This is a genomic window from Desulfoplanes formicivorans, assembly GCF_001748225.1.
In the GTDB taxonomy this organism is placed as follows: Bacteria; Desulfobacterota; Desulfovibrionia; order Desulfovibrionales; family Desulfomicrobiaceae; genus Desulfoplanes; species Desulfoplanes formicivorans.
This window is the reverse complement of record NZ_BDFE01000020.1, coordinates 191,261-212,460: the sequence shown is the minus strand read 5'-3', so window position 1 is coordinate 212,460 and position 21,200 is coordinate 191,261. Positions and strand designations below refer to the sequence as shown.

Below are 21,200 nucleotides of genomic sequence, written 5' to 3'. Positions count from 1 at the left end.
CAAGCCTGTTCCCACACGGTGCCCATACCCCTAACACCGCGCAGGATATCCGGTCTGATCAGATAAAACATCTTCGCCATCATCCTTCTGCCGGGATGGCCATCATAACCGCCCTTGTCGCCTCTCCCGTTGCAGCTCCCAGCGTTATTCCCTGGTGCCCAGATCCGCATTGACCCGAATCCGAACCCGATGGCCGGTGCGCAGACCATTGGGCTTTTGATAGATCACCAGCTCACGGCCTCCAACAGCCACCACACAGGCCTGATAATGGCCGGAAAATCGCACTTCGCGGATCGTTCCCGGGCCGTCAGGATCGGCAGCAAGATCCAGGGCCTCGGGTCGAACCAGCAATTCCCTTGTACCCGGGGCAACATCCATATCAAGAAGGTGAAACATGTCTGCAGGAATCGTGTTCATGGGTCCCAGAAACCTGGCAACTTGCTGATTTTTGGGGAAGAAATAGACCTCTTTGGGGGTTCCCATCTGCTCCAGGCGGCCCTTCATGAGCACGCCCATGCTGTCGGAAACGGCCAGGGCCTCATCAAGATCATGGGTCACGGCAATGGTGGTAATGCCGAACTCCTGTTGGGTCCTGCGGATAAACCCGGCTGTTTCCAGTCGCAGGGACCTGTCCAGATTGGCAAAGGGCTCGTCAAGCAACATGACCGCCGGATTGACCACCATGCCGCGTGCAATGGCCACCCGTTGCTGCTGGCCTCCCGAAAGCTGGGCAGGATACGCGTTGGCCCTGTTTTCCAGTTGAAAATAGTGCAGCATATGCTCGACCCGTTCCCTGATCACCGTTTTGGGGAACTTGCGGGCCCGCAGGCCAAAGGCGATGTTCTCAAAGACCGTCATGGTGGGAAAGAGAAGAAAATCCTGAAACACCAGAATGATCGGCCGTTCCTTGCTCGAAGCAAAGGAACAATGAATCTCGCCGCCATCAGGATCTTCCAGCCCGGCGATGACCTTGAGCAAGGTGGTCTTGCCCGCGCCCGAAGGACCCACAAGGGCAACAAACTCGCCCTTGGCCACGTCAAAGGAAACATCCTGCAAAACCGGCTTGCCGTTGTACTGCTTGCTTATTCCACGGAGTTGAAGATCCATTCAAGATTGTCCAGAAAAGAGGTGATGCGCTCGAAGGTGCCTTGATGGCGGAGCCCCCGATCCTGCCGGGTATACTCGTACCAGGCCATGAAACACCATGCTGTGGCCCGTAGGGCTATGGTCCGCATGAGCATCCCGGTCTTGAAAACCAGTTCGTCCAGGACCAAAGCCTGATCGCACGCAGCCTGGTACGCCTCCAAAAAGACATGCCGTTCCTCAGGTGTGCAGATGTGATCCGTTTTCCACAAGGTTGTTGTGGGCACCAGAAAATGCCCCAGATCCTGGTATCGGGAAGAAATCACGGCCTTTTCCCAATCCACAAGATAGGAACGATCCGGGCCCATGCAGAAATTCCCGGCATTGACCTCGGTGTTCACGATGCACGGAGATTCATTGGCAAAAAGATCCCTATTGTGCTCCACAAGCTCAAGGATCTTCCCGTGGTATCGAAGAATCAGCTCCTTTTCCCGGGTTCTGGGATGATCAGGATACCGATGGACCAGGCCAAGGGATTCCTCGGCTATGGCCGAAAGGGGATCGTCCTGACGAATCAGGCCGGCCACCACGGGCTGGCTGTGAATCCGGGCAAAAATGGCCGCAGCCTTTTTCAGATCGGTTTGATAGTTAAGGGGCACGCCAGGCACGTATTCCATGAGCAACACGCCGGAACCAAAGACATTGGGCCCCGGATCAACCGCATACGGCCGAGGTGTAACCCCGCTGTTTGCCAGGGCCTTCAGAACCCTGAACTCGTACCCCACCTGGTCGGCCAATCCCAGCTGACTGCCGTGGTTAATGCGGAAAACATACCGCGCCCCTTGAGCTGCAACAAGATAGTTCTCGTGGTACTCACCAGAAGCGAGAAAGGAGATGTCCCAAGGAGGCTTCACCCATCCCGACTGGTTGAGATACGCATGGATGCGTTTGATCATAGACATGTGTATTGGCTGGTTGTGCCGGGTCAGGATGCAACACCGCGCCCACGGCCCCCATGGGGGATCCGGAAGGTCACCCTGAGGACGGCGCCTCTTGCAGCAACTTCCCCAGTCCTGTGCGTTCCAGATACGCCCTGGTCAGGGAAGGCGTGCCTGTTGCTGAACGTTGCCAGAAACCGGCCAGATCAGAGACGGTATCCACATCATCTGCCAAGGGCAACAGATGCAGGGAGGCCCCGCCCTGTTCAAGCCTTTTGCAGGTCCGGACAAAAACATCGCCCGTGCTCCAGACCATATTTCGAAAGACCTCCGGGCAATACCCGGATCTGGTAAAACCGATGCAATAATACCCCCCGTCCTGCGCCGGAGCCAGGCAGGCATCATGATCACCAAGCGCGATCAGCCCATGCTCCAGAACATGCGCCGACAGGCCCGGGATATCGCTTCCAACAAGAAGGACCCGGGCATATCCCCTGGCAAAGGCATGGGTAAAGGCCGCATCCATACGTTCACCCAGATCGCTCCCCTGCTGGGCCAGATACGTACGTTCTTCTCCCAGCCAGCGAGCCATGTCCGTACGTCCGTCTTCCGGGGTAAAGCACACAATCAGGGACGCCGAAAGGGTATCCAGCACAGCCAGGGTATCCAGCACGAAACATCGATACAATTCCAGGGCATGCTCGTCCCCGACTGCACGCGCCAAACGGGTTTTAACCCTGCCCAATACCGGCAATCGCGCCATCAAAAGGACGCAGCAGTCCTGCGGATCTATGCAGGCCTGATCGTCAGCACATTCCATCAACATCCCCGCGTCTCATGCGTGTCTTCGATAAAACCGCACCAGAATCCCGGGATCAACGCCCAGGTGATACAGAATTCGCAACCCCCAATTCCTGAGGGTTCCCCAAACAACCCCTTCCTTTTCCCAGCGTCTGGCCGAGGTGTGTACCGGATGTTTCACCAAAGCAATGCGGTCTCCCCTGCGCCTGATTCCGGCCATGATGGCCACATCTTCCATGATGGAAATCTCCGGAAATCCCCTTAAGGACCGAAAATAATCGGTCCTGAAAAAAAGGGCCTGATCACCGTAGGGAACCCGGGTGAATCGGGTACGCAGGTTGGCGGTCCTTTCAATGATCCGAAACCACAGGGCCGGATGGTGGATGCGCAGTTCAAAGGCCCCGGCCACAACACGCGGGTCTGAAAGGGCCTGAACAATCATGTCCCGCCACCCGTCAGGCAACAGGGTATCGGCATGAACAAAGAGCAGTATATCACCGCGGGCCTGTTCGGCTCCGCGATTCATCTGCACAGCCCGGCCGGGCAACGAGGCCACACGACAGGGACGAGGGGAGCGCAGCTGGTGCAGGGTGTCCAGCTCCATGGCCCCGTCAACAACCAGAATCTCGTCCTCCGGGGAAAGACCGGCATGCAGGTGGTCAATTATGGGGTTGATGGTTGCCCCTTCCCGGTATACGGGCACAATCACCGAAACAATGGTCATGGCGAAGCAAACCGCTGGATGAACCGACGATCAATATAGTCTTTGAGCCAAAAAGGCCAGGAACCATGCCAAATCCAGCCGTTTTTCCAAAAGATGCCCTTGTTGTTGCCGAGATTGAAAATGAGCAGGTAGTTCTTCCCGGGATCGAATCGCATCAAGGGAGTGCCTTCCAGCGTGGCCATGAGATTGTGCTTGAGCACGGGATTCTGGCGCACCGCATACACACCAACCTTGTCCAGAGGCAACGGGGCAAAGGAAATGCAGTCACCACCTCCAAAAATATCAGGATGATCAACGCCATGCAGAAACTCGTTGACCAAAAGGCCACCGTCCTTGCCCGTGGGAAGGCCGGAATCTTCAAACAACCCGGAGGGAACAACTCCCACTGCCAGAAAAATCACATCCAGATCCCGGGACAAGCCATCTTCCAGAACAACCCTTCCGGACTTGACCTTGCGCACATAGCCCTGCTCCACAATCTCGATGCCACGCTCCTGCAGTGAGTGCATGGCCAGCTTGCGAACCCGTTGGGGATATTTGCCCAGAAACCGCTTTCCCGCAAACACGGTAATGCGTGGCCGTTTGGCGCCAAAACGAACCCCCAGCCCCCAGAGATTGCCGGCCACCTCCAGGGCGGCCGGACCGCCCCCTACCACGCCGATGCGCAGCTCTTCCGTCAGAAGGCCTTCCTTGACCCGCTGCTGCCCCTTGAGCAGATTTTCAATGGGCTTGACCGCAAAGACATTCTCGCCACGGACGGTGAGGTTGTCCGACGGCACATGGCTTCCCGTATTGCAGGAAAGCACATCATAGGGAACATCCCTGCCGGACGCGAGGTGCACCACATGGTTGTCACCATCGATTTTCACGGCCCGGTCGAGCAGGAAGGTTCCTCCCCGGGACGTGACCTGTTCCTCGGTATTGAAACGAATGGCCTCGGGAGCATAGGTTCCCCCGAGCATGCCGGGACCCATGCCCGAATAGTAATGATGGACCGAAGGACCGACTACGGTCACCTCGTGATCTTTTTTCAGAAACTCCGGGATATGGCGCATCACGGTCATGTGTGCATGACCGCCGCCGAGAAGAACAAGACGCTTTCCCATATCCACCTCCTGGATGCAGGTATCATGACAAGAAAATAAATCATGACATAATGCGAGAAAAACTTCAAAGGATTATCCTGCACTAGGATCATCCTGGCTCCGCATCCACCCAAGCCCCAACAGCTGCCATGTACAGGCTCAGGCTGGGACATGGACGCGTAGGTATTGGAAAAATCATCCCTTTGCAAACCCTTACCCAGGACGGCACCACCAGTTATTCTGGTTGACAGTTACACCCGACTTGAATAGTGGTCCTTTTTTCCGGGAAGTAGCGCAGCTTGGTAGCGCATCTGGTTTGGGACCAGAGGGTCGCAGGTTCAAATCCTGTCTTCCCGACCAACAAAATCAAGGGCTTACGAATTACAGCGTAAGCCCTTTTTTGTATCGTTTAATTTTTGACGTCTGTAGCAGGACCACATGCACCAATTACCCCCGGACCACGGGGAGTAGGAGGATCGCCAAAGCTCAATTGGTCATCCCAAATGTGGTGACCACAACTATGCAGAAACTCATGACAAGAAAGTATTTATCTCTAGCTCTTACAGCGCTGATACTAGTTGTCACCTTGCTGCCTGGATCCTCCTTGTTGCTTGCTGGCACAAACAAACAATCTGACCGGCTCATTTTTGCGGGAAACAAGGAATTAGCACCACTTATTTTTACCCAAGGTGAAAAGCCTGCCGGCCTGGTGGTCGACATTGTTCGCGCTGTTGCCCAACATGCCGGTCTGGATATTGAGATATTGGCAAGGAACTGGGATGAAGCCCAACGATTGATGCGTGCAGGAAAAATCGATGCATTGCTGCAAATTAATCCCAGTTCAGATCGAGAACAACTCTATGATTTTTCAGAACCGCTTTTGATGTCTGAATTTGCTATTTTCAGGAAATCCCAGCGAGTTGCCATACAGAACATACACTCTCTGTCCGGTCTTGTTGTTGGTGTAGAAAAAAAAGGCTACCCCCGGACCCTTCTCCATAACTATCCGGAAGTAGTGATGCAAACAATCCCTGGCTGGCAGCAAGGATTCCAGGCAATAAAGGATGGCGATATCGATGCCCTGGTTGTTGATCGCTGGGTTGGTAAATATCAACTGTTTTTGAGCGGCGTTCAAGGCATATCAGACGCACCTGAACCGGTTGATGTTCAATTCAGCTCTATTGCCGTAACCAAAGGAAATGATGAGTTGCTGGACAAGATTAATCTTGGTTTACGATTGATAGCTCAAGACGGCACAAGAAAAAGCATTGAAGAAAAATGGTCAGGAAAAGAAATTGTCACATTAAGCAAAGAGACACTGCATCTCTACTGGGTGATTGGCATAGTATCCGCCATAGCAAGTATTGCTTCATTTTTTGTTCTGATATTTGCAAACAGAGTCAAAAAAATCAATAAAACTTTATTGAAACGAGAAAAATCATTAGCTAGCGAGATAGAAAAGAGAAAAGAAATAGAAAAAAAATTGCGCATTGCCAATCACGCATTACACAATCTGTCCGAAATAGACTCTTTAACCGGTCTTTGGAACAGAAGAAAATATGAAAACGAGCTAAAAAAACAAATACTATCTACAAGGAAAAGCGAAACCGACCTTTGCCTGCTTGTAGCCGATATCGATTATTTTAAAGCATATAACGATCATTACGGACACGAACAAGGCGATAATGCACTAAGAGCCATAGCAAAAATTATTAAGCGCAGCCTTAAAAGAAATACAGATACTGTTTTTCGCTATGGAGGCGAGGAGTTTGTTGTCCTTCTTCCATATACAGACGAAGATGGTGGATACAATATCGCAAACAATATAATAAATAACATTTGCCAAAGCAATATAGAGCACAATTACTCAAAGATTGGCAACAAGCTAACAGTAAGTATCGGAGTAGCATCCATACACAGCACCAGTTCAACCAAAGATATGAGCTTGTTGTTCAAAAATGCAGATGATGCTCTTTATCACGCAAAAAATAATGGCAAAAATCATGCTCAAAGGCACACTTTCCTGCCCAAATAAGTTGTTGTATTTCAGTCCATCCCCATTGGTCCCGCACCATTTTGCGGAGACCCCATGAAACAACTCGTTGTGCGACAAAAAAGCGGGGAGAGGATGGGGAGAAAACGAGAACAAAAATAAAGGACTTACGCTTTACACGTAAGTTCTTTATTTTGGTTCTTCGACGTTTTGTGTGGAATTGACCGATCGTATCGAGTTTGGCCTCCATCTCAAGTCAGACTTGCTGAATGATTTTTGCCCAAGCTCCTGGCCTTACACAGATTTGAGAACTTACGAGTCAACGCCTTGATGGCCATACACCAACCAAGCTCCACCTGAAGATCGACTGCCACGGAGAGCCGCTGCCCCCGTGGCCAGAATGCGGTGCCGCGTGCAAGGCTCAGGAGCCCGGGCGTGGCTATCGAAACATGGAGAACTTTATCACCAAGGTCTACCTGATTGCGGCTCCGATTCAGTTTCAGGTTGCGGCATGCATTTCACACAACACGTCGAAGAACCTTCAAAAAAATCAAAAAAAATCGAGACGGCCCCTTGTGTCATACATAATGATGACGATATAGGCCGATTCAGTGCAATATAATACCTGACCAAATATTGTTTGTTATACATCTGGAAAGCATCAGACAACCAGACGAGATATCTTTCAGGCCAGCACATTCCATGGTCAGTCCATACATGACCAATCGCACAGTAAGGATACGACTATTACCATAAGCCGGGGGCTCACTGATCGTTCTTGCAACTGAAGACCGCTCCGGAATCAAAAATCCAGAGGACTCTTTCTCTTTTTGGGTCGTGCTCTTGAAGGTATGGGTATAGGTGGACCACGGTTCGGAGTTGATCATTGAGATCAGGAAGGATTGTCTCAGGCAGAGGGGGGAGCGCGGTCCTTCTTGCCCTTGCCGTTATGGACAGTGAGGACCATAGCGTCAAAGTTGATATCCTGCACCCACAGTTTCTGGCATTCGAAGAGCCCGAGCTCGCAACCATATAGCAGCTTGGCTACCAGATCAATTGATGTTTCGCAGCAACCTTCTCTACAAAAAGCTTCAAACTTGTCCGGCCTGATAGGTCATGCTGATACTTAGGACAAAAATCAAAATAATACCCCAGCCATTACGGGAGAAATGCCTCACCCCCTCTGGGATGGACTCTTGAGCCAGGCATTTCTCAAAATTGTCTCGAAAATCGTTTGGGATGTTAATCATAGCCTTTGATCGCTAAAAAGATCTCGATAACATGCCAAATTCAAAGTTATCAGATTAGGAACTACTAACATCCAATCTTAAATTTTTGTCAATGGGAAGGGTTTCCTGGAGTTAGCAGGAAACCACATAATAACTTGTTATGTGAAAGAAATATGAAACAATATATGGAAAATGCTACTGAATTTTGGGAGACAGGAATTCAATACATCAATCTAACGCAATCGGTTTCAAGAAAAATTGTAGAAAAAAATAATGCAAACTTCATGATTTCTGATGAAGAATTCATTGGTGATGATTTTTTCGAAGCTACCCGATGGTCTGACTATCGACTTTCAATACCTCTAATATTCAACTTGTATCACGGCTTAGAACTTTTGCTGAAAGGATTTTTATACGCTTCGGGATAAGACCCAAAATCAGCTCACAAATTGAGTTTACTACTTAATAATTTTAAAAATAACTATCAGAATTCTGATCTCTGTCAGGTTTTTGAAAAATACATAAAAAGAGAATGTATGCCAAATTTGTTGATAACTTTTTTCGACAAATCTGGAATCGATGTCGACATGTATTATCAAGCATTTAAATATCCACTAAGTACAAAGAACTCTAAATTTGATCATGATTCATTAAAAATGAAAGGTAGCCATGGGGTACAGTTTTATCAAGAATTAGATGAAGATATATTGTTTTTACGTCGCGGAACTGTAGATCTTGGCCGTAAGCTTCTGAAGAACACATAACCCATCTTTTTCACAGGACGCCAAACAGCCGGCGCCTGTGAAAAGTCCGTTAGGCTCAAAAAGGAGTTTTAAATATTGGAAGCACATTTAAGAACCGAGAGAGCGCACGCTTTTGTCGTTACAGAAGCCGATCTGCAAAAAATATGGACATCGCTCGAAAAAGATATTGGGACTGTTTCTGCCGAAATTAGCTTCAATGACTCGATTGAAAGAAAAGTAGAGTCATTTAATGATTTAATGTCTTTTGAAAATTCAATAAACAAGAAAATTAAAAGAATAGAAATTTATGGTAGAAGTGACACTAATAATAATAGAGCGCGTGTTTTATTCTCAGATAGCAAATATAGACCTATAGAGATAACAGCCACTGGTGAAGATAAGGCCATAACCTCTTTTGGAGACAACATCAACGAAATAATTGATGGACTGAAACCATGGTATTCCATCATTAGCAAGCTAGACTTCTTTTATATCATCGGTTTTGTATGTTGGTTTGCATTTATGCTACTCGACATAATAACACCTGACACCACCAATAGCATAGCAATCGAATTAGCACATGGAATAAAAATGATATTAGCTCTATTAGGTATTTTCGCAGCAATCGCGCTAACAATATGGGGATTAAATCGCCTCCGAAGTGTTTATTTCCCTTTTGCTTCGTTTGCAATAGGACAAGGCCTCGAAAGACATAGAGTGCAAGAGAATGTGAGATGGGGAGTTGTGGTGGCATTTATTGTGTCATTATCTGCTTCTACTGTTTTTGCAGTTTTAACATAATAGCCTAACAATCAAATCAAGCCGACGCCAAAAGACGGCGCGGCTTATTAAAACGTTGTTGCCGGACGCTTCGCGCCAGCAACAGCGGCCCGCGGATACCATCCGCTTGTTGCTCGGCGCAAAGAGCCTCACAACAAGCGGATCGAGCGGATGTCCGCAGATCCAAGTAAACTTGCCCCCGCGGCCACCGCTCATCTGTGGGCCGTTATGGCGACGGTAATTGTCAAAGAAGTTGTCGCTTTTTTTGACGCCCATGCAACGTTCTTTTCAGGTGATTGTTTGTGGATTTGGGGTAGAGTTCCCCGCGCCCACAACAGACCTGTTTCAGATCTTTCCAGACCAACGCTCGGGCCGATTTTCCAAACAGCCAGATAGGGGGCGACGCCGTTCCGCCCGATAGCTGCCCGCCACTCCCTGGTGACGACCCTTCAAAGCTACCACCAAAGCCCACACACAATAAAGATGCACCGCACTATCCTGGCCACGAATGAGGCAGCCCATTCATGAGTAGCCTCCAGATTTCTAAAGGCTTTTGCGGATAATGCGAACGTTACTGGCAAGTCATGCACACCAAGTCCAAGAAAGGATCGGACTGACAGACGATCCGTGCAAAACAGACATCACTCCAAGAGGCCTGTAGCAGGGCCAATTGTCACGTCGCACAGCAAAAAACTTCACAAGATTTTTCACAAAATCATTGCAAAGTCATACACCACTGTGTATGGTTGCATCCTAGTCAAAAGTTCGATGTTTTTTTTGCATGAGGATGCGACAAGGTAGAATCATTCAGAAATGGCTCAGGATCATTAATGGATTGAACGCCAAAAAACGAAAAAATTTCTCCAACAAAAACAACATGATCGGAACAATGTATACATGAACACTTTTCGCATCCCGGGTTAATGGCAATGTCATGATACATCTTTTATGCACTACATGACAAAAATCATGTTAATTGTAAGACAGACAACGCTTTACATTCTTTTATTTTTATTAAGGGAAAAGAACAAAACAGCACTGCCCGGACATTCCTTGGTTATCATCTACAAATCGATATGATTTCCATATCTTTTGTTGGATACAACTTGTTTTATGATCTTATTGTCTCAAAAGAGGCAACACCAATGCGTACGTTCCTCACCGATCAAACATACTATGACTTCAATATATTTTCTGATTGTAACCTGTAACTAAACCACAAGGACAAATTATTCATTCTATGCGCACACCCCTTATCGCCATGGTTGTTGGCACGCGTCCCGAGGCCATCAAAATGGCCCCTTTATGTCAGGCCATGGCAACAGATTCCCGGTTGCAATTCTCTCTTATATCCACAGGACAGCACCGCTCCCAGTTGGACCAGGTTTTTGAACGCTTCAACCTGACTCCGGATATCGACCTGGACCTGATGAACAAGACCAGCAATCTCAATGAACTTTCAGGTCGTGTGCTCCAGGAGATGGATGGCATTCTCGAAAACGTTTCCCCGGACATGCTTCTTGTACAGGGCGATACCACCACGGCCTTTGCAGCAGGACTGGCCGCCTTTCAAAAAGGAATCCCCGTGGGCCATGTGGAGGCAGGGCTGCGGAGCGGCGATATAATGAATCCCTATCCCGAAGAAGCCAACCGCAGGTTCATCAGCCTGTTCGCTTCTCTGAATTTCGCCCCCACAGAACATGCCAGACAAAAACTGCTCGCCGAAAACGTCCGGGACGACATCATCGTGGTCACGGGTAATACCGTGGTTGATGCGCTCAACACCATTGCAGGCCGCATCACCGGTCTCCCCGAAAGCGTCAAGCGCCTGGTCACCCTAGGCAGGCGTCTGATTCTGGTGACAGCACACCGTCGGGAATCATGGGGCAAGCCAATGGAACATATCTGCCGGGCCATTGACACAATCGTCACAACATTTCCCGCAACGGAAGTCGTGTTTCCGGTCCATAAAAACCCGGCGGTCCGCGACGTGGTCTTCCCCATTCTTGCGGGACATGAGCGCATCCACCTTATCGAACCGCTGGATTATTTTGATTTCATTTCCACCATGAAATACGCGGATCTCGTGCTCAGCGATTCCGGCGGCGTTCAGGAAGAGGCTCCCACCTTTGAGACGCCGGTCCTCATCATGCGCGAAAACACGGAGCGCCCCGAGGTTTTCGATACAGGCAAGGCCGCTCTGGTGGGCACCGACACCGAGGAAATCATCCGCCAGGCCACGCGCCATCTCGCCTGGGACGGTGGGCACTCGGCCTGGAAGACGGGCAATCCCTTTGGGGACGGCAAGGCGTCCGAACGCATTGTAAAGGCCATATTGGCCTGGCATGAAGGCAAAAAACCGTACCTGACTCCCCAGGAAAGCTTTTCACCAAACACCACGATTACGACCAAATAAAGCAGGTCTCACGGAATACTCTCACATGCCTTTCAGTTTCGGCTCCCCCATTTTGCAGGACATCTTTTTCACTCTTTTTCTCGGTCTCAAATTCCTCTTTTACGGCGTAGCCGTGGTCTTTGTCCTGAGCGGTCTGGACGAATTGTTCGTGGATCTGTGTTATCTGGGCAGGGAGCTGTACAGGAAACTGTTCATCACCCGCAAATACAGCCGTCTGACCGAAGAACAACTTCTCGCCAAACCGGAACAGGCCGTGGCCATAATGATCCCCTGCTGGGACGAATCTGCCGTGATCCGTCGCATGCTGGAGAATACCCTTAAAAGTCTCAACTACTCCAATTACGTCATTTTTGTCGGAACATATCCCAACGACCCCGAGACCCAGCACGAAGTGGATATGGTCCGCAGCATGTACGATAATGTTGAACGGATCGTGACCCCCAAAGACGGGCCGTCCAGCAAGGCAGACTGCCTCAACTGGCTCTACAAGGGGATCCAGGTCTACGAGCAGGACCATGACATGCAGTTCGACATCTTTCTTATGGAGGACTCGGAAGACATCATCCACCCACTCCTGCTGAAGTTGTGCAACTATGTGATTCCCAAACTGGACATGATCCAATTACCTGTCCACCCCATGGTCCGGAGCTGGACGCATTTCACGGCCAATCATTACATGGACGAATTCGCTGAAAATCACACGCGCGACCTGATCGTAAGGGAAATGCTGACCGGAACCGTACCCTCGGCCGGGGTGGGGACCGGATTCAGCAGAAAGGCTCTACTCACGGTAGCCAAGGCCCAGAAGCAACAGCTTTTCAATATCGACTCCCTGACTGAAGATTACGATTTTGGCCTCAAGATGAGTGCATTCGGACTCCGGCAGGCCTTTGTCCGCCAATGGGTCTGGCGGAAAAAACTGGTCAAGCATTTCTGGTCGAGAAGACCCAAGGAAAAGCTGGTCAAGGAATTCATCTCCATCAGGGAATTTTTTCCGACCACCTTCACCACGGCGATCCGGCAAAAATCCCGATGGGTCATGGGTATCGCCCTGCAGGGCTGGACCACTCTGGGCTGGCGCGGCGGACTTGCCTCTCGCTACATGCTCATACGCGACCGCAAAAGTGTCCTCACCAATATCGTCAACCTGGCGGGAAACGCCTTGTTCGTCATCATCCTCGCCATGATCGGGTACAACCAATTCTCAACCACCTACCGATTGCCACCGCTGGTCAACCCGTCCCTGTTCACCAATATCCTTATCAATACGTGTCTTTTCTTTCTCTTCTGGCGGATGTGCATGCGGTTTGTTTTCGTGACCATAACCTACAACTGGATCCAGGGTTTATGGGCCATTCCCCGACTTTTTTGGGCCAATATCATCAACTTTGTAGCCACCTTCCGGGCGATCTATCAGTATGCCAAATCCGTCATCACCGGCCAGAAAGCCACCTGGGACAAAACCCACCACGTCTACCCCTCGGAAGAGGAACTAAGAGCCTACCGCAGAAAGCTGGGCGACCTGCTGCTGGATCGCCGTTTCCTGACCATTCACCAATTGGATGAAGCCCTTGAGGTCAAACGAAACTCCGACAAGAAACTGGGCGAAATCCTTCTGGAAATGGGCTACATCACGGAAGAACATCTCATCCAGGTCCTTGGCATACAGTTCCAGGTGGAAACCCAGGTTGTAGATCCCTTTGAAACACCCGTGGAATTGCTGGAAATGCTCCCGCTCAACTTGGCCCTCCGCTATCAGGTGTATCCCCTGAGATTGGACAGGGGACAACTTGTGGTGGCAACGAACGATATCCCCGACAATGCAACCCTGCGCGTCCTTGAACAGGAGACCGGCGTATCCATTGCTTTAAAACTGGCGATCAAAAGTGATATCTCTTTTGCCATCCAGCGAGGGTATGAACAACTAACCGCTCCCCAAAACAGAATCTTTATCGGACAACGACTGGTCAAACAGGGGGTAATCACCCAACAGACACTGTTTGAAGCGCTCAAGCTGCAACGGAAGCGTCACCGCCCCCTTCGGGAAATCCTGATCGAAAAAAAGATTATGACCCGGGAACAAGTGGAGCAATCCATTGAGACATATTACAAACAGGGCACCAAACAAACATTACTCACATTCTGGGAACAAAACGGATGGGCTTCATCCGACCAGCTGCAGGAGGCTCTGGACGAACGCAACAGAAACTGTCCTCCTCTGGGAGAACTGCTTGTGGAGATAGGTGCCATTTCGCGGCCACAGCTTGAAGAGATCCTCAACCACCCGGAGACGTGATGCTGCTTCGACTGATCGCAACCCTGCTTCTGACAACCATCCTCCTGCCCCTTCCCTGCCATGCCGTACAGAGCAGCCAGGGAAGCTGGTTCAACCGCAAAATCTCGCAACTGAAGAGCTATCCACTCAAAGATCGTGGATACGAACTTCTCAAGGCGGGAAAAACCAAAGAGGCCGCAGCGGAATTCAAGAAAGCCCTGGAACTGGACCCGTTTGATACTGCTGTTCGACTCGACTATTGCCAGACTCTGGAAACATTGGGCTGGTATGATCAGCTCCTCCAGCAGGCCTCTGAACTTCGCAAAACAGCCCCTGGCAACGTCAAGGCGCTTATCTGGATAGCCATCTCCTACCAGAAGACAGGCAAGGCGGACAAAGCAGCGGACCTGCTTGTCAATGCTCTGGACTCCCCTGATCTGCCCGAGGCCGACGCCGTCACCCTGGCGACAATGGCCATGGATCTTCTGATTAAACAGCAGGACTTCGAGCAGGCCAAGGTGCTGCTGACAGCCCATCCCTCGGCCTTCCCCATTGGCCGCCGCTTCTTTGTCACAGGCCTGGTCAACAAGGGATTGGGCAACGATGGTGATGCATTGCAGGCCTACCAGCAAGCCTTGTCCTCAACAGATGGCTCCATCTCCGTGAAGGACAGGGTTATCGCCCTGAGTGACAGCGCAGACATTTTTGCAAAGCAAAACAGAACAGAGGAGGCCCGCCGCAGTCTGCTGGAGGCCTATGCCCTTGATCCCGACCACCCCTCGGTGAGTTACCGCCTGGCGGAACTGGCACGCAGAAACAACGATCTTCCTCAGGCATTGACCTGGATCGACCGCTCCCTCAAAGCCCGGGATGACATCAACGCATCCGGCCTCAAGGCGCTCATTCTCACGGACATGGGGCGACAAAAAGAGGCCATGGTCATCATCGACGACCTGCTCACGCGTGCCCCTGATGCGGCCAAAAAACGACAATTGCTGATGCAGAAGGGCTTTCTGGCCTCCAGCACCAACGACAATCATCTGGCTGCCACGCTTTTTCAACAGGCCAACGCCATCCTTGATGACATCTCCTCCCTCAAAGCCCTGGCAAAGGCCCGGGAGCTCGACGGACAATGGGATGCTGCAGAGCATGCCTACCGCAGACTGCTGGCCCTGGAAACCACACCGGGCAGCCGGATCGAAATCCGCACAGACCTGGCCCAGCTGCAACTGAAAGCCGGGAAGACGGCCCAGGCCATTGCCGAACTCAACGCCCTGGCTGATTCCACGGGAATCACTCCAGAACAACGGGTCAATACCCTGGAACAGGTCGCCTATCTCCATTATCAGAACAAGGAGTATACCAAAGCGGAACAGACGTTTACAAAGATAGTGCGCCTGCGGCCGGGCAATCGCCAGGCCTCGCTGGGACTGGTCCGGTCCGCCCTCAAGTCCGGAAAATATGACAAGGCCCAAACAGTCCTTGAAGACCTCACCAGACGGACACCGGATGTCACAACGCTGACCATGCTGGCCCAACTCTACGAAAGAACGGGTCGAAACGACCTGGCACTGGAAACCTACGAATCCCTCCTCCAGCAGAACCTTCCTGCAAACCAAACCGCAGCCGTTCTCGAACGCATGGCCTCCTTCAAGATGGCACAGGGCGCACCGGCTCAGGCCGGTACGCTGTATGCCCAGGCCTACGCAAAAGGCCACGGCCGCAAACCGTCCCTGCTTCTCCGCTCCGGCGAAGCCTTTTTCACCGCAAAACAATATGATCAGGCCCTGACATCCCTGACACACTATCTTGAGGCCAACCCTGGAACCGATGATCCCGAGGCCATCAACATGCTCGGCTTCATCTACACCGAACAACAACACTATGATCAGGCCACGCAGATCGTTAAGAAGGCCCTCGACTCCGGCAACTACTCCCCGGAACAGAACCAGGGTTTTCTTGTCAGGCTGGGGGATATCGCCTTCAAGCAGGGCCGGACGGACAAAGGCATCGAGTATCTGAAACAGGCCATCAACGTGGGGGGTGAGACCCCCGACCTTCGCCTTGCCATCGGCCAGGCTCTGTACCGGATCGGTCGCAACAGGGAAGCCGTGCGCAACCTGCTTCGGGCCAGGGAACTCGGAGGCGGCCACAAGGTGGATTCGGCTCTGGCGTTCTGCTATGACAAACTCGGCAAACCCGGCTTGGCCCTCTACTATATGGAACAGGCAGCACACGCCGCTCCCCAGACCGATCAACAGGACGTTGCAGCCATGTACGACCAGTTGGCCTACCTGTACATGAGCCAAGAGAGCTATGCCCAAGCAATCGAAAACTATCAAAAAGCCCTGGATATTTCCCCGCGCCAGGACCGGCTGCTCAAACTGGGCAGAGCTCAGCGCCTGAGCGGTGATCCTGATGCAGCAAAAACCACCCTCCAGGCTGTTGTACCCGCCAACCTGACAATCCGGGACAGAGCGCAATACTACGAAGAACTGGGGAGAATAGCCAAAGACAAAAACGATCTGGCACAGGCGGAAATGTTGTTGAAGAAATCCATCGAACTGGATCCGGATTCAGAACGGGTCTATCAACTGGGCCAGACCCAGGAACAAAGCGCCCGCCTGGATGAGGCCATCGCCTCCTTCCACAAAGCGTATACCATGGACAACTACGACATCTACGCAGTATCCTTGGGCTACGCCCATTACAACAACGGGGATCTGAAACAGGCAGCCACCATTTTCAAAGATCTGGTAAACCGCGACCCTGACTACATCAATCTGGCGGAAGACCTGGCATACATCAATAAACGTCTGTATGAAAACGCCGACGCCATCACATGGTTCGAACAGTCCATCAACAACGAACCCTTTTATCCGGACCAGACTCCGCAGTCTCTGAGAAAAAAGATCTATGACTTCAAAGAGGAGATACGGAATCTGAGCAACCGCTGGGACGTTACAGGCTTCTTCTCCTACTCTGCTGACGAATCCACAACAACCACAGACGGGCAAGGAAGCCGCGTGGGCGTGCTGGACAACTCGGCCGGAGTCGAAGTCGGCTACATTCCCGAATCCTTTGGTTTCAGAAACGGCAAGATATTCCAGATCATCGGGCGTGCCAGCCTCGGCACCAAGAAAGATGAGTCCCTGAACATGCAATCTGATACGCTCCAGGGTGCGTTGGGGATTCGCTACAAACCGTTCAGCTTTGCCAACATCGCTGTTGGAGCGGAAAAACTCTTCAAGATAGGCAACCAGGCAGAAAACAACACCCTGCTGAGGCTCATGGGTTCATGGAACAATGGCTGGTCCATGCGGGCTGCAGAAAAGCATTGGAACCACACCTTTGTTTACGGAGAGGTGGACCAGTATGTTGAAGATACCAGGCGCACGGCACTGACGATTCATGGCCGCCAGGGACATACGTGGAATATCGATGACCAATGGCTCATTACCCCGCACCTTTTCGTCACCTACCAGCACACTTCCCCGGACACGGAGGAAACCGACCACATCAAGGGCGGTCCCGCCCTGTCCATCCGGTGGCTGGAAGGTGAAAACGCCCGTGTGTCCTACCAAAGGGAATGGGAATGTCTCGTCAGATACAATTACGGTCAGTACCTCTCCGGTGACGACAGCAGAATCTCCGGCCTTTCCCTCAATCTCAACATTTCTTTTTAAGGCTGCCCATGATCATGAACCGTATACGCATGTGCCTTTTTCTGACTGTCATGACCCTCATGTGGACGCTCCCCGTCCATGCCGGGGCAACCCGTGTCGGAGGCACCTTTCTCCAACCGTCCAACGCCATGGAACAATGGGACAAAACCGACTGGGACACATTATTTGATACGTATGAACAGTTGCATATTCGTGAAGTCATCGTCCAGTGGATCGACTACAGTGACTCCTATGCATACTGCGACCAACCCTGCGGCTACACACCGGAGCTGATCGAAAATATCCTTGTCCATGCCGCCCGGCGGAACATGCACGTGACCATCGGCAACGTGTTCCTGAGTTCCTTCTGGGAACGCATCCGGTCCAAACCCCATCTGATGAAAGTACATCTCAAACGCGTGCAAAAAGGAACCAGGGAAGCCCTGGCCCGTGTGGCCCCGATTCTGAAGGCCAGCCCGGCGTTCTCAGGATGGTATATCTCCCAGGAAATTGATGACCGGACCTGGCTCACCCCAGCCTTCAAGGATATCCTGTGTTCCTTTATTAATAACATATATGCGGAATTGCAGACCGTGGCGCCCGGCCCTGTTTCCATTTCCGGCTTTTCCAATGCCTGGGCGTCCCCGGAAAAAAACGCCGCGTTCTGGCGGGAAGTGGCTGAGCGCACGTCCCTGTCGCGCATCCTGTTTCAGGACGGCGTGGGCGCCCACAAACTAGAGGTGGATGAAGTCCCGATCTATCTCAAGGCCCTGCAGACGGCCCTGACGGACGTCCCGTGTACGGTCCAACCCGTTCTCGAATTGTTCGACCAGCAGGACGGCGAACAGTTCTCAGCTGTCCCTGCTTCGCCGGACCGCATCCGGCGCCAGTTGAAAGCCGAACTGCCCTACGCCCCTGACGGGGTCATCCTGTTCAGCGTTATGGAATATATGAGCCAGTACGGCGGCCCTCAAGCCGAGAAACTGCTGGAAAACTTCATGCAGTTTTCCAAGGTTCTGTAAAACAGACGCCAGGCCCGAATTTCTTTCCATTCTTCTTCCTGACGAGGATCAAGGCCCTTTGGCACACCTCCGGCCTTCCCCATCAACCAAAAGGGGCTACGATCATCGTAGCCCCTTTTGGTTTGGCTCAATGTGGTGCCCGTACACGATGCCGGAAAGCGGCAAGATCCTGATATTTGTTATTGCCAGTCAGACTTTGATTTCGTAATAACTAAGCATTTATTTGGGTCAACTACAGGAAGGGACATGTTGTTCCTTCTCAAACGATCTGGCCCCGAGGGGACCAGCGTAGAGAGTTGCACGTACAACAATGGAAAAAGAGAGGTAAGCATGGACGTTTCAAAATGCATGAAGACCAAACTGATTCTTGCCAAGCCGGAATGCGACTACAAAAGTCTGCTGTGCAAGATCGCGTCTCCCATGCCACGACAAGTGTACATTGTGGACGATAACCGCAAACTGCTGGGCATTGTTTCTGCAGTGGATCTGCTCAAGGAGATCATGCCCTCGTACATGAACGCGGATCTTGCCCGGTCCATTACCGATGGTGCCGATTTTCTGAAAAAACAGGTTGAAAAAACCAAAGACAAAAAAGCCAGAGACATCATGGTCACTGATGTCGTTTCCCTGCGCCCCCACCACCAGCTCCTCGAAGCCGATGCACTGATCGTTGAAAAGGGTTTCAACACGTTGCCCGTGCTCGACGACCAGGGCAGGCTGCTTGGCGAGATCACCCGAAGAGATATTCTGCTGCACCTGGTCAACAGCTGTCTGCAGTTCGAACACGACGACATCGAACTCATCGATCTTTCCAAGATGTAACCGTCTTGTCCGTTTTCTCATTGTTCTCTCTGTCTCGTTTCCGATGGCTGTAATCGGCAGGGATTCCCATGGTCCCACGCACATCAGTCATCCGAAAGATATGACATGTTTTACATACATATACGGAGTTTCCCATGTTCTGGACAGCTACAACCATTTTTCTGGTGGCCTATGCGGTCATCATTTCCGAAAAAATCCACAAGACCAAGGTTGCCCTCTTTGGTGCGGCCCTGACCCTGATCACCAAGGTTCTTCTCCAGCACGAAGCCTTTCACGACATCGACCTGGGTGTCGACTGGAACGTCATCTTCCTGCTCATCTCCATGATGGTCATCATCAATATCATGACCAAAACAGGCGTATTCCAGTACGTTGCCATCAAATGTGCCAAGATCGCCAAGGGCGAACCCTTCAGGATAATGACCATATTCGCCATCATCACGGCCATTGGCTCGGCCTTTCTGGACAACGTGACCACCGTGCTTCTTCTTGCCCCGGTCACCCTGCTCATTGCCGATCAGCTGGAAATCAACCCCGTTCCCTACCTGATCACCGAGGCCCTGGCCTCGAACATCGGTGGCACGGCCACCCTGATCGGTGATCCCCCGAACATCATGATCGCCTCCAAGGCAGGGCTCAATTTCATGGATTTCATCGTCCACCTGACCCCGGCCATTGTGATCATTTTCGTCATCTGGATGCTTGTGTGGAAACTGCTGTTTGGCAAGCGGCTCCACGTGCGCGAAGAACTCAAGAAACGGGTCATGTCCCTGAACGAGAAGGAACAGATCAAAGACCCCCTGCTGCTCAAAAAAAGCCTGGTCGTCCTGGGAGCCACCATCCTCGGGTTCATGCTCCACGGCTTTTTCCATTATGAACCCGCCAGTGTCGCCCTCATGGGCGCGGCCACCCTGCTGCTCATCTCCGGGGAAGAACCCCACGGCATCCTGGCCGAAGTGGAATGGCCGACCATTTTCTTCTTCATCGGTCTGTTCATCATCATTGGCGGCATCGTCAAAGTCGGTCTGGTCGAGGACATGTCCAAGGCCATGATCGCCATCACCAACCCCAAACCCGACGACATGACTCTGCTTGCCATGGTCATGCTCTGGTTCTCGGCCATTGCCTCGGCCATTGTGGATAACATCCCGTTCGTGGCCACCATGAACCCCCTGCTCATCGACATGATCCACAAGGTCTACAACGTTGCCCCGGGTACGGCCTCGCCCGAACACATCCAACACATGGCCATGATGCCCGTGTGGTGGGCCCTGGCACTGGGTGCCTGCCTTGGCGGCAACGGATCCCCCATCGGCGCATCGGCCAACGTCATTGTCGTGGGCATGAGCGAAAAGGCCGGACACAAGATTACCTTCATGGAGTTTCTGAAATACGGTCTTCCGGTCATGATTCTGACCGTTTTTCTGTCCATGATCTATGTCTATGTCAGGTATTATGTCCTGGGCTGGTAAGCCCTGGAAAGCGCGCCGGACGTACCGGAACAACATGACATTCCAGCAATTTAGGCCGCGCCAGATGCATTGAAAAGGCAAGCGGTCCGGCAGGGGTTCACCTGCCGGACCGCCCACAACATCACGTACCACCCGATACAACGCACGTGCAC

14 protein-coding genes and 1 tRNA gene are annotated in these 21,200 nt (G+C 51.6%); 10 read left to right on the top strand and 5 right to left on the bottom strand.

From position 1 onward, the window contains the following. Nucleotides 1-144 precede the first annotated feature (144 nt). From DPF_RS12480 to DPF_RS12460, 5 genes are all read right to left on the bottom strand, one after another. Nucleotides 145-1,107: an ABC transporter ATP-binding protein gene (locus DPF_RS12480; protein ID WP_069860004.1), complete on the bottom strand. Its 963-nt coding sequence runs from the start codon at nt 1,105-1,107 to the stop codon at nt 145-147. Next, complete coding sequence (locus tag DPF_RS12475) at nt 1,083-2,045, bottom strand: phosphotransferase family protein (RefSeq protein ID WP_069860003.1); 963 nt, start codon at nt 2,043-2,045, stop codon at nt 1,083-1,085. The genes DPF_RS12480 and DPF_RS12475 overlap by 25 nt, the downstream gene beginning before the upstream one ends. Nucleotides 2,046-2,115: 70 nt before the next feature. Continuing rightward, on the bottom strand, nt 2,116-2,841 hold the full coding sequence (locus tag DPF_RS12470) for a TIGR04282 family arsenosugar biosynthesis glycosyltransferase (protein WP_176724264.1): 726 nt from the start codon (nt 2,839-2,841) through the stop codon (nt 2,116-2,118). A 15-nt stretch (nt 2,842-2,856) separates the two neighbouring features. After that, complete coding sequence (locus DPF_RS12465; protein WP_069860001.1) at nt 2,857-3,546, bottom strand: TIGR04283 family arsenosugar biosynthesis glycosyltransferase; 690 nt, start codon at nt 3,544-3,546, stop codon at nt 2,857-2,859. After that, a complete protein-coding gene (locus DPF_RS12460) occupies nt 3,543-4,652 on the bottom strand; it encodes an NAD(P)/FAD-dependent oxidoreductase (RefSeq protein ID WP_069860000.1) in 1,110 nt (369 codons plus the stop codon). Before DPF_RS12460 ends, DPF_RS12465 begins: the two co-directional genes overlap by 4 nt. 262 nt (nt 4,653-4,914) lie before the next feature. Here DPF_RS12460 and DPF_RS12455 point away from each other — a divergent pair. The 10 genes from DPF_RS12455 to DPF_RS12405 all read left to right on the top strand — a co-directional run bounded on the left by DPF_RS12455 (nt 4,915) and on the right by DPF_RS12405 (nt 21,048). Beyond that, nucleotides 4,915-4,991, top strand: a tRNA-Pro gene (locus tag DPF_RS12455). A 172-nt stretch (nt 4,992-5,163) separates the two neighbouring features. Continuing rightward, nucleotides 5,164-6,666, top strand: a complete 1,503-nt coding sequence (locus tag DPF_RS12450) for a transporter substrate-binding domain-containing diguanylate cyclase (protein WP_069859999.1) — start codon at nt 5,164-5,166, stop codon at nt 6,664-6,666. Between the two features lie 1,372 nt (nt 6,667-8,038). Further along, a complete protein-coding gene (locus DPF_RS12445) occupies nt 8,039-8,281 on the top strand; it encodes a hypothetical protein (RefSeq protein ID WP_141721132.1) in 243 nt (80 codons plus the stop codon). A gap of 411 nt (nt 8,282-8,692) precedes the next feature. After that, nucleotides 8,693-9,397, top strand: coding sequence for a hypothetical protein (locus DPF_RS12435; RefSeq protein ID WP_069859996.1), 705 nt, complete (start codon nt 8,693-8,695; stop codon nt 9,395-9,397). Nucleotides 9,398-10,616: 1,219 nt separating this feature from the next. Continuing rightward, a complete protein-coding gene (wecB, locus tag DPF_RS12430; protein WP_083254709.1) occupies nt 10,617-11,792 on the top strand; it encodes a non-hydrolyzing UDP-N-acetylglucosamine 2-epimerase in 1,176 nt (391 codons plus the stop codon). 25 nt (nt 11,793-11,817) lie between these two features. Next, nucleotides 11,818-14,088, top strand: coding sequence for a glycosyl transferase family protein (locus tag DPF_RS12425; RefSeq protein ID WP_083254708.1), 2,271 nt, complete (start codon nt 11,818-11,820; stop codon nt 14,086-14,088). After that, nucleotides 14,088-17,753: a tetratricopeptide repeat protein gene (locus DPF_RS12420; protein WP_069859994.1), complete on the top strand. Its 3,666-nt coding sequence runs from the start codon at nt 14,088-14,090 to the stop codon at nt 17,751-17,753. The genes DPF_RS12425 and DPF_RS12420 overlap by 1 nt, the downstream gene beginning before the upstream one ends. A gap of 14 nt (nt 17,754-17,767) precedes the next feature. Further along, complete coding sequence (locus DPF_RS12415) at nt 17,768-18,754, top strand: DUF4434 domain-containing protein (RefSeq protein ID WP_231702182.1); 987 nt, start codon at nt 17,768-17,770, stop codon at nt 18,752-18,754. A gap of 330 nt (nt 18,755-19,084) precedes the next feature. Continuing rightward, nucleotides 19,085-19,576: a CBS domain-containing protein gene (locus tag DPF_RS12410; RefSeq protein ID WP_069859992.1), complete on the top strand. Its 492-nt coding sequence runs from the start codon at nt 19,085-19,087 to the stop codon at nt 19,574-19,576. 134 nt (nt 19,577-19,710) lie between these two features. Further along, on the top strand, nt 19,711-21,048 hold the full coding sequence (locus DPF_RS12405) for an ArsB/NhaD family transporter (protein WP_069859991.1): 1,338 nt from the start codon (nt 19,711-19,713) through the stop codon (nt 21,046-21,048). Nucleotides 21,049-21,200: the final 152 nt, after the last annotated feature.

What these genes read in the sequence shown, in the direction of transcription:
- DPF_RS12470 (WP_176724264.1), bottom strand. Translation starts at nt 2,841, where the DNA reads ATGGAATGTGCTGACGATCAGGCCTGCATAGATCCGCAGGACTGCTGC.
- DPF_RS12445 (WP_141721132.1), top strand. Translation starts at nt 8,039, where the DNA reads ATGGAAAATGCTACTGAATTTTGGGAGACAGGAATTCAATACATCAAT.
- DPF_RS12450 (WP_069859999.1), top strand. Translation starts at nt 5,164, where the DNA reads ATGACAAGAAAGTATTTATCTCTAGCTCTTACAGCGCTGATACTAGTT.
- wecB (WP_083254709.1), top strand. Translation starts at nt 10,617, where the DNA reads ATGCGCACACCCCTTATCGCCATGGTTGTTGGCACGCGTCCCGAGGCC.
- DPF_RS12480 (WP_069860004.1), bottom strand. Translation starts at nt 1,107, where the DNA reads ATGGATCTTCAACTCCGTGGAATAAGCAAGCAGTACAACGGCAAGCCG.
- DPF_RS12415 (WP_231702182.1), top strand. Translation starts at nt 17,768, where the DNA reads ATGAACCGTATACGCATGTGCCTTTTTCTGACTGTCATGACCCTCATG.
- DPF_RS12425 (WP_083254708.1), top strand. Translation starts at nt 11,818, where the DNA reads ATGCCTTTCAGTTTCGGCTCCCCCATTTTGCAGGACATCTTTTTCACT.
- DPF_RS12405 (WP_069859991.1), top strand. Translation starts at nt 19,711, where the DNA reads ATGTTCTGGACAGCTACAACCATTTTTCTGGTGGCCTATGCGGTCATC.
- DPF_RS12410 (WP_069859992.1), top strand. Translation starts at nt 19,085, where the DNA reads ATGGACGTTTCAAAATGCATGAAGACCAAACTGATTCTTGCCAAGCCG.
- DPF_RS12460 (WP_069860000.1), bottom strand. Translation starts at nt 4,652, where the DNA reads ATGGGAAAGCGTCTTGTTCTTCTCGGCGGCGGTCATGCACACATGACC.
- DPF_RS12420 (WP_069859994.1), top strand. Translation starts at nt 14,088, where the DNA reads ATGCTGCTTCGACTGATCGCAACCCTGCTTCTGACAACCATCCTCCTG.
- DPF_RS12465 (WP_069860001.1), bottom strand. Translation starts at nt 3,546, where the DNA reads ATGACCATTGTTTCGGTGATTGTGCCCGTATACCGGGAAGGGGCAACC.
- DPF_RS12475 (WP_069860003.1), bottom strand. Translation starts at nt 2,045, where the DNA reads ATGTCTATGATCAAACGCATCCATGCGTATCTCAACCAGTCGGGATGG.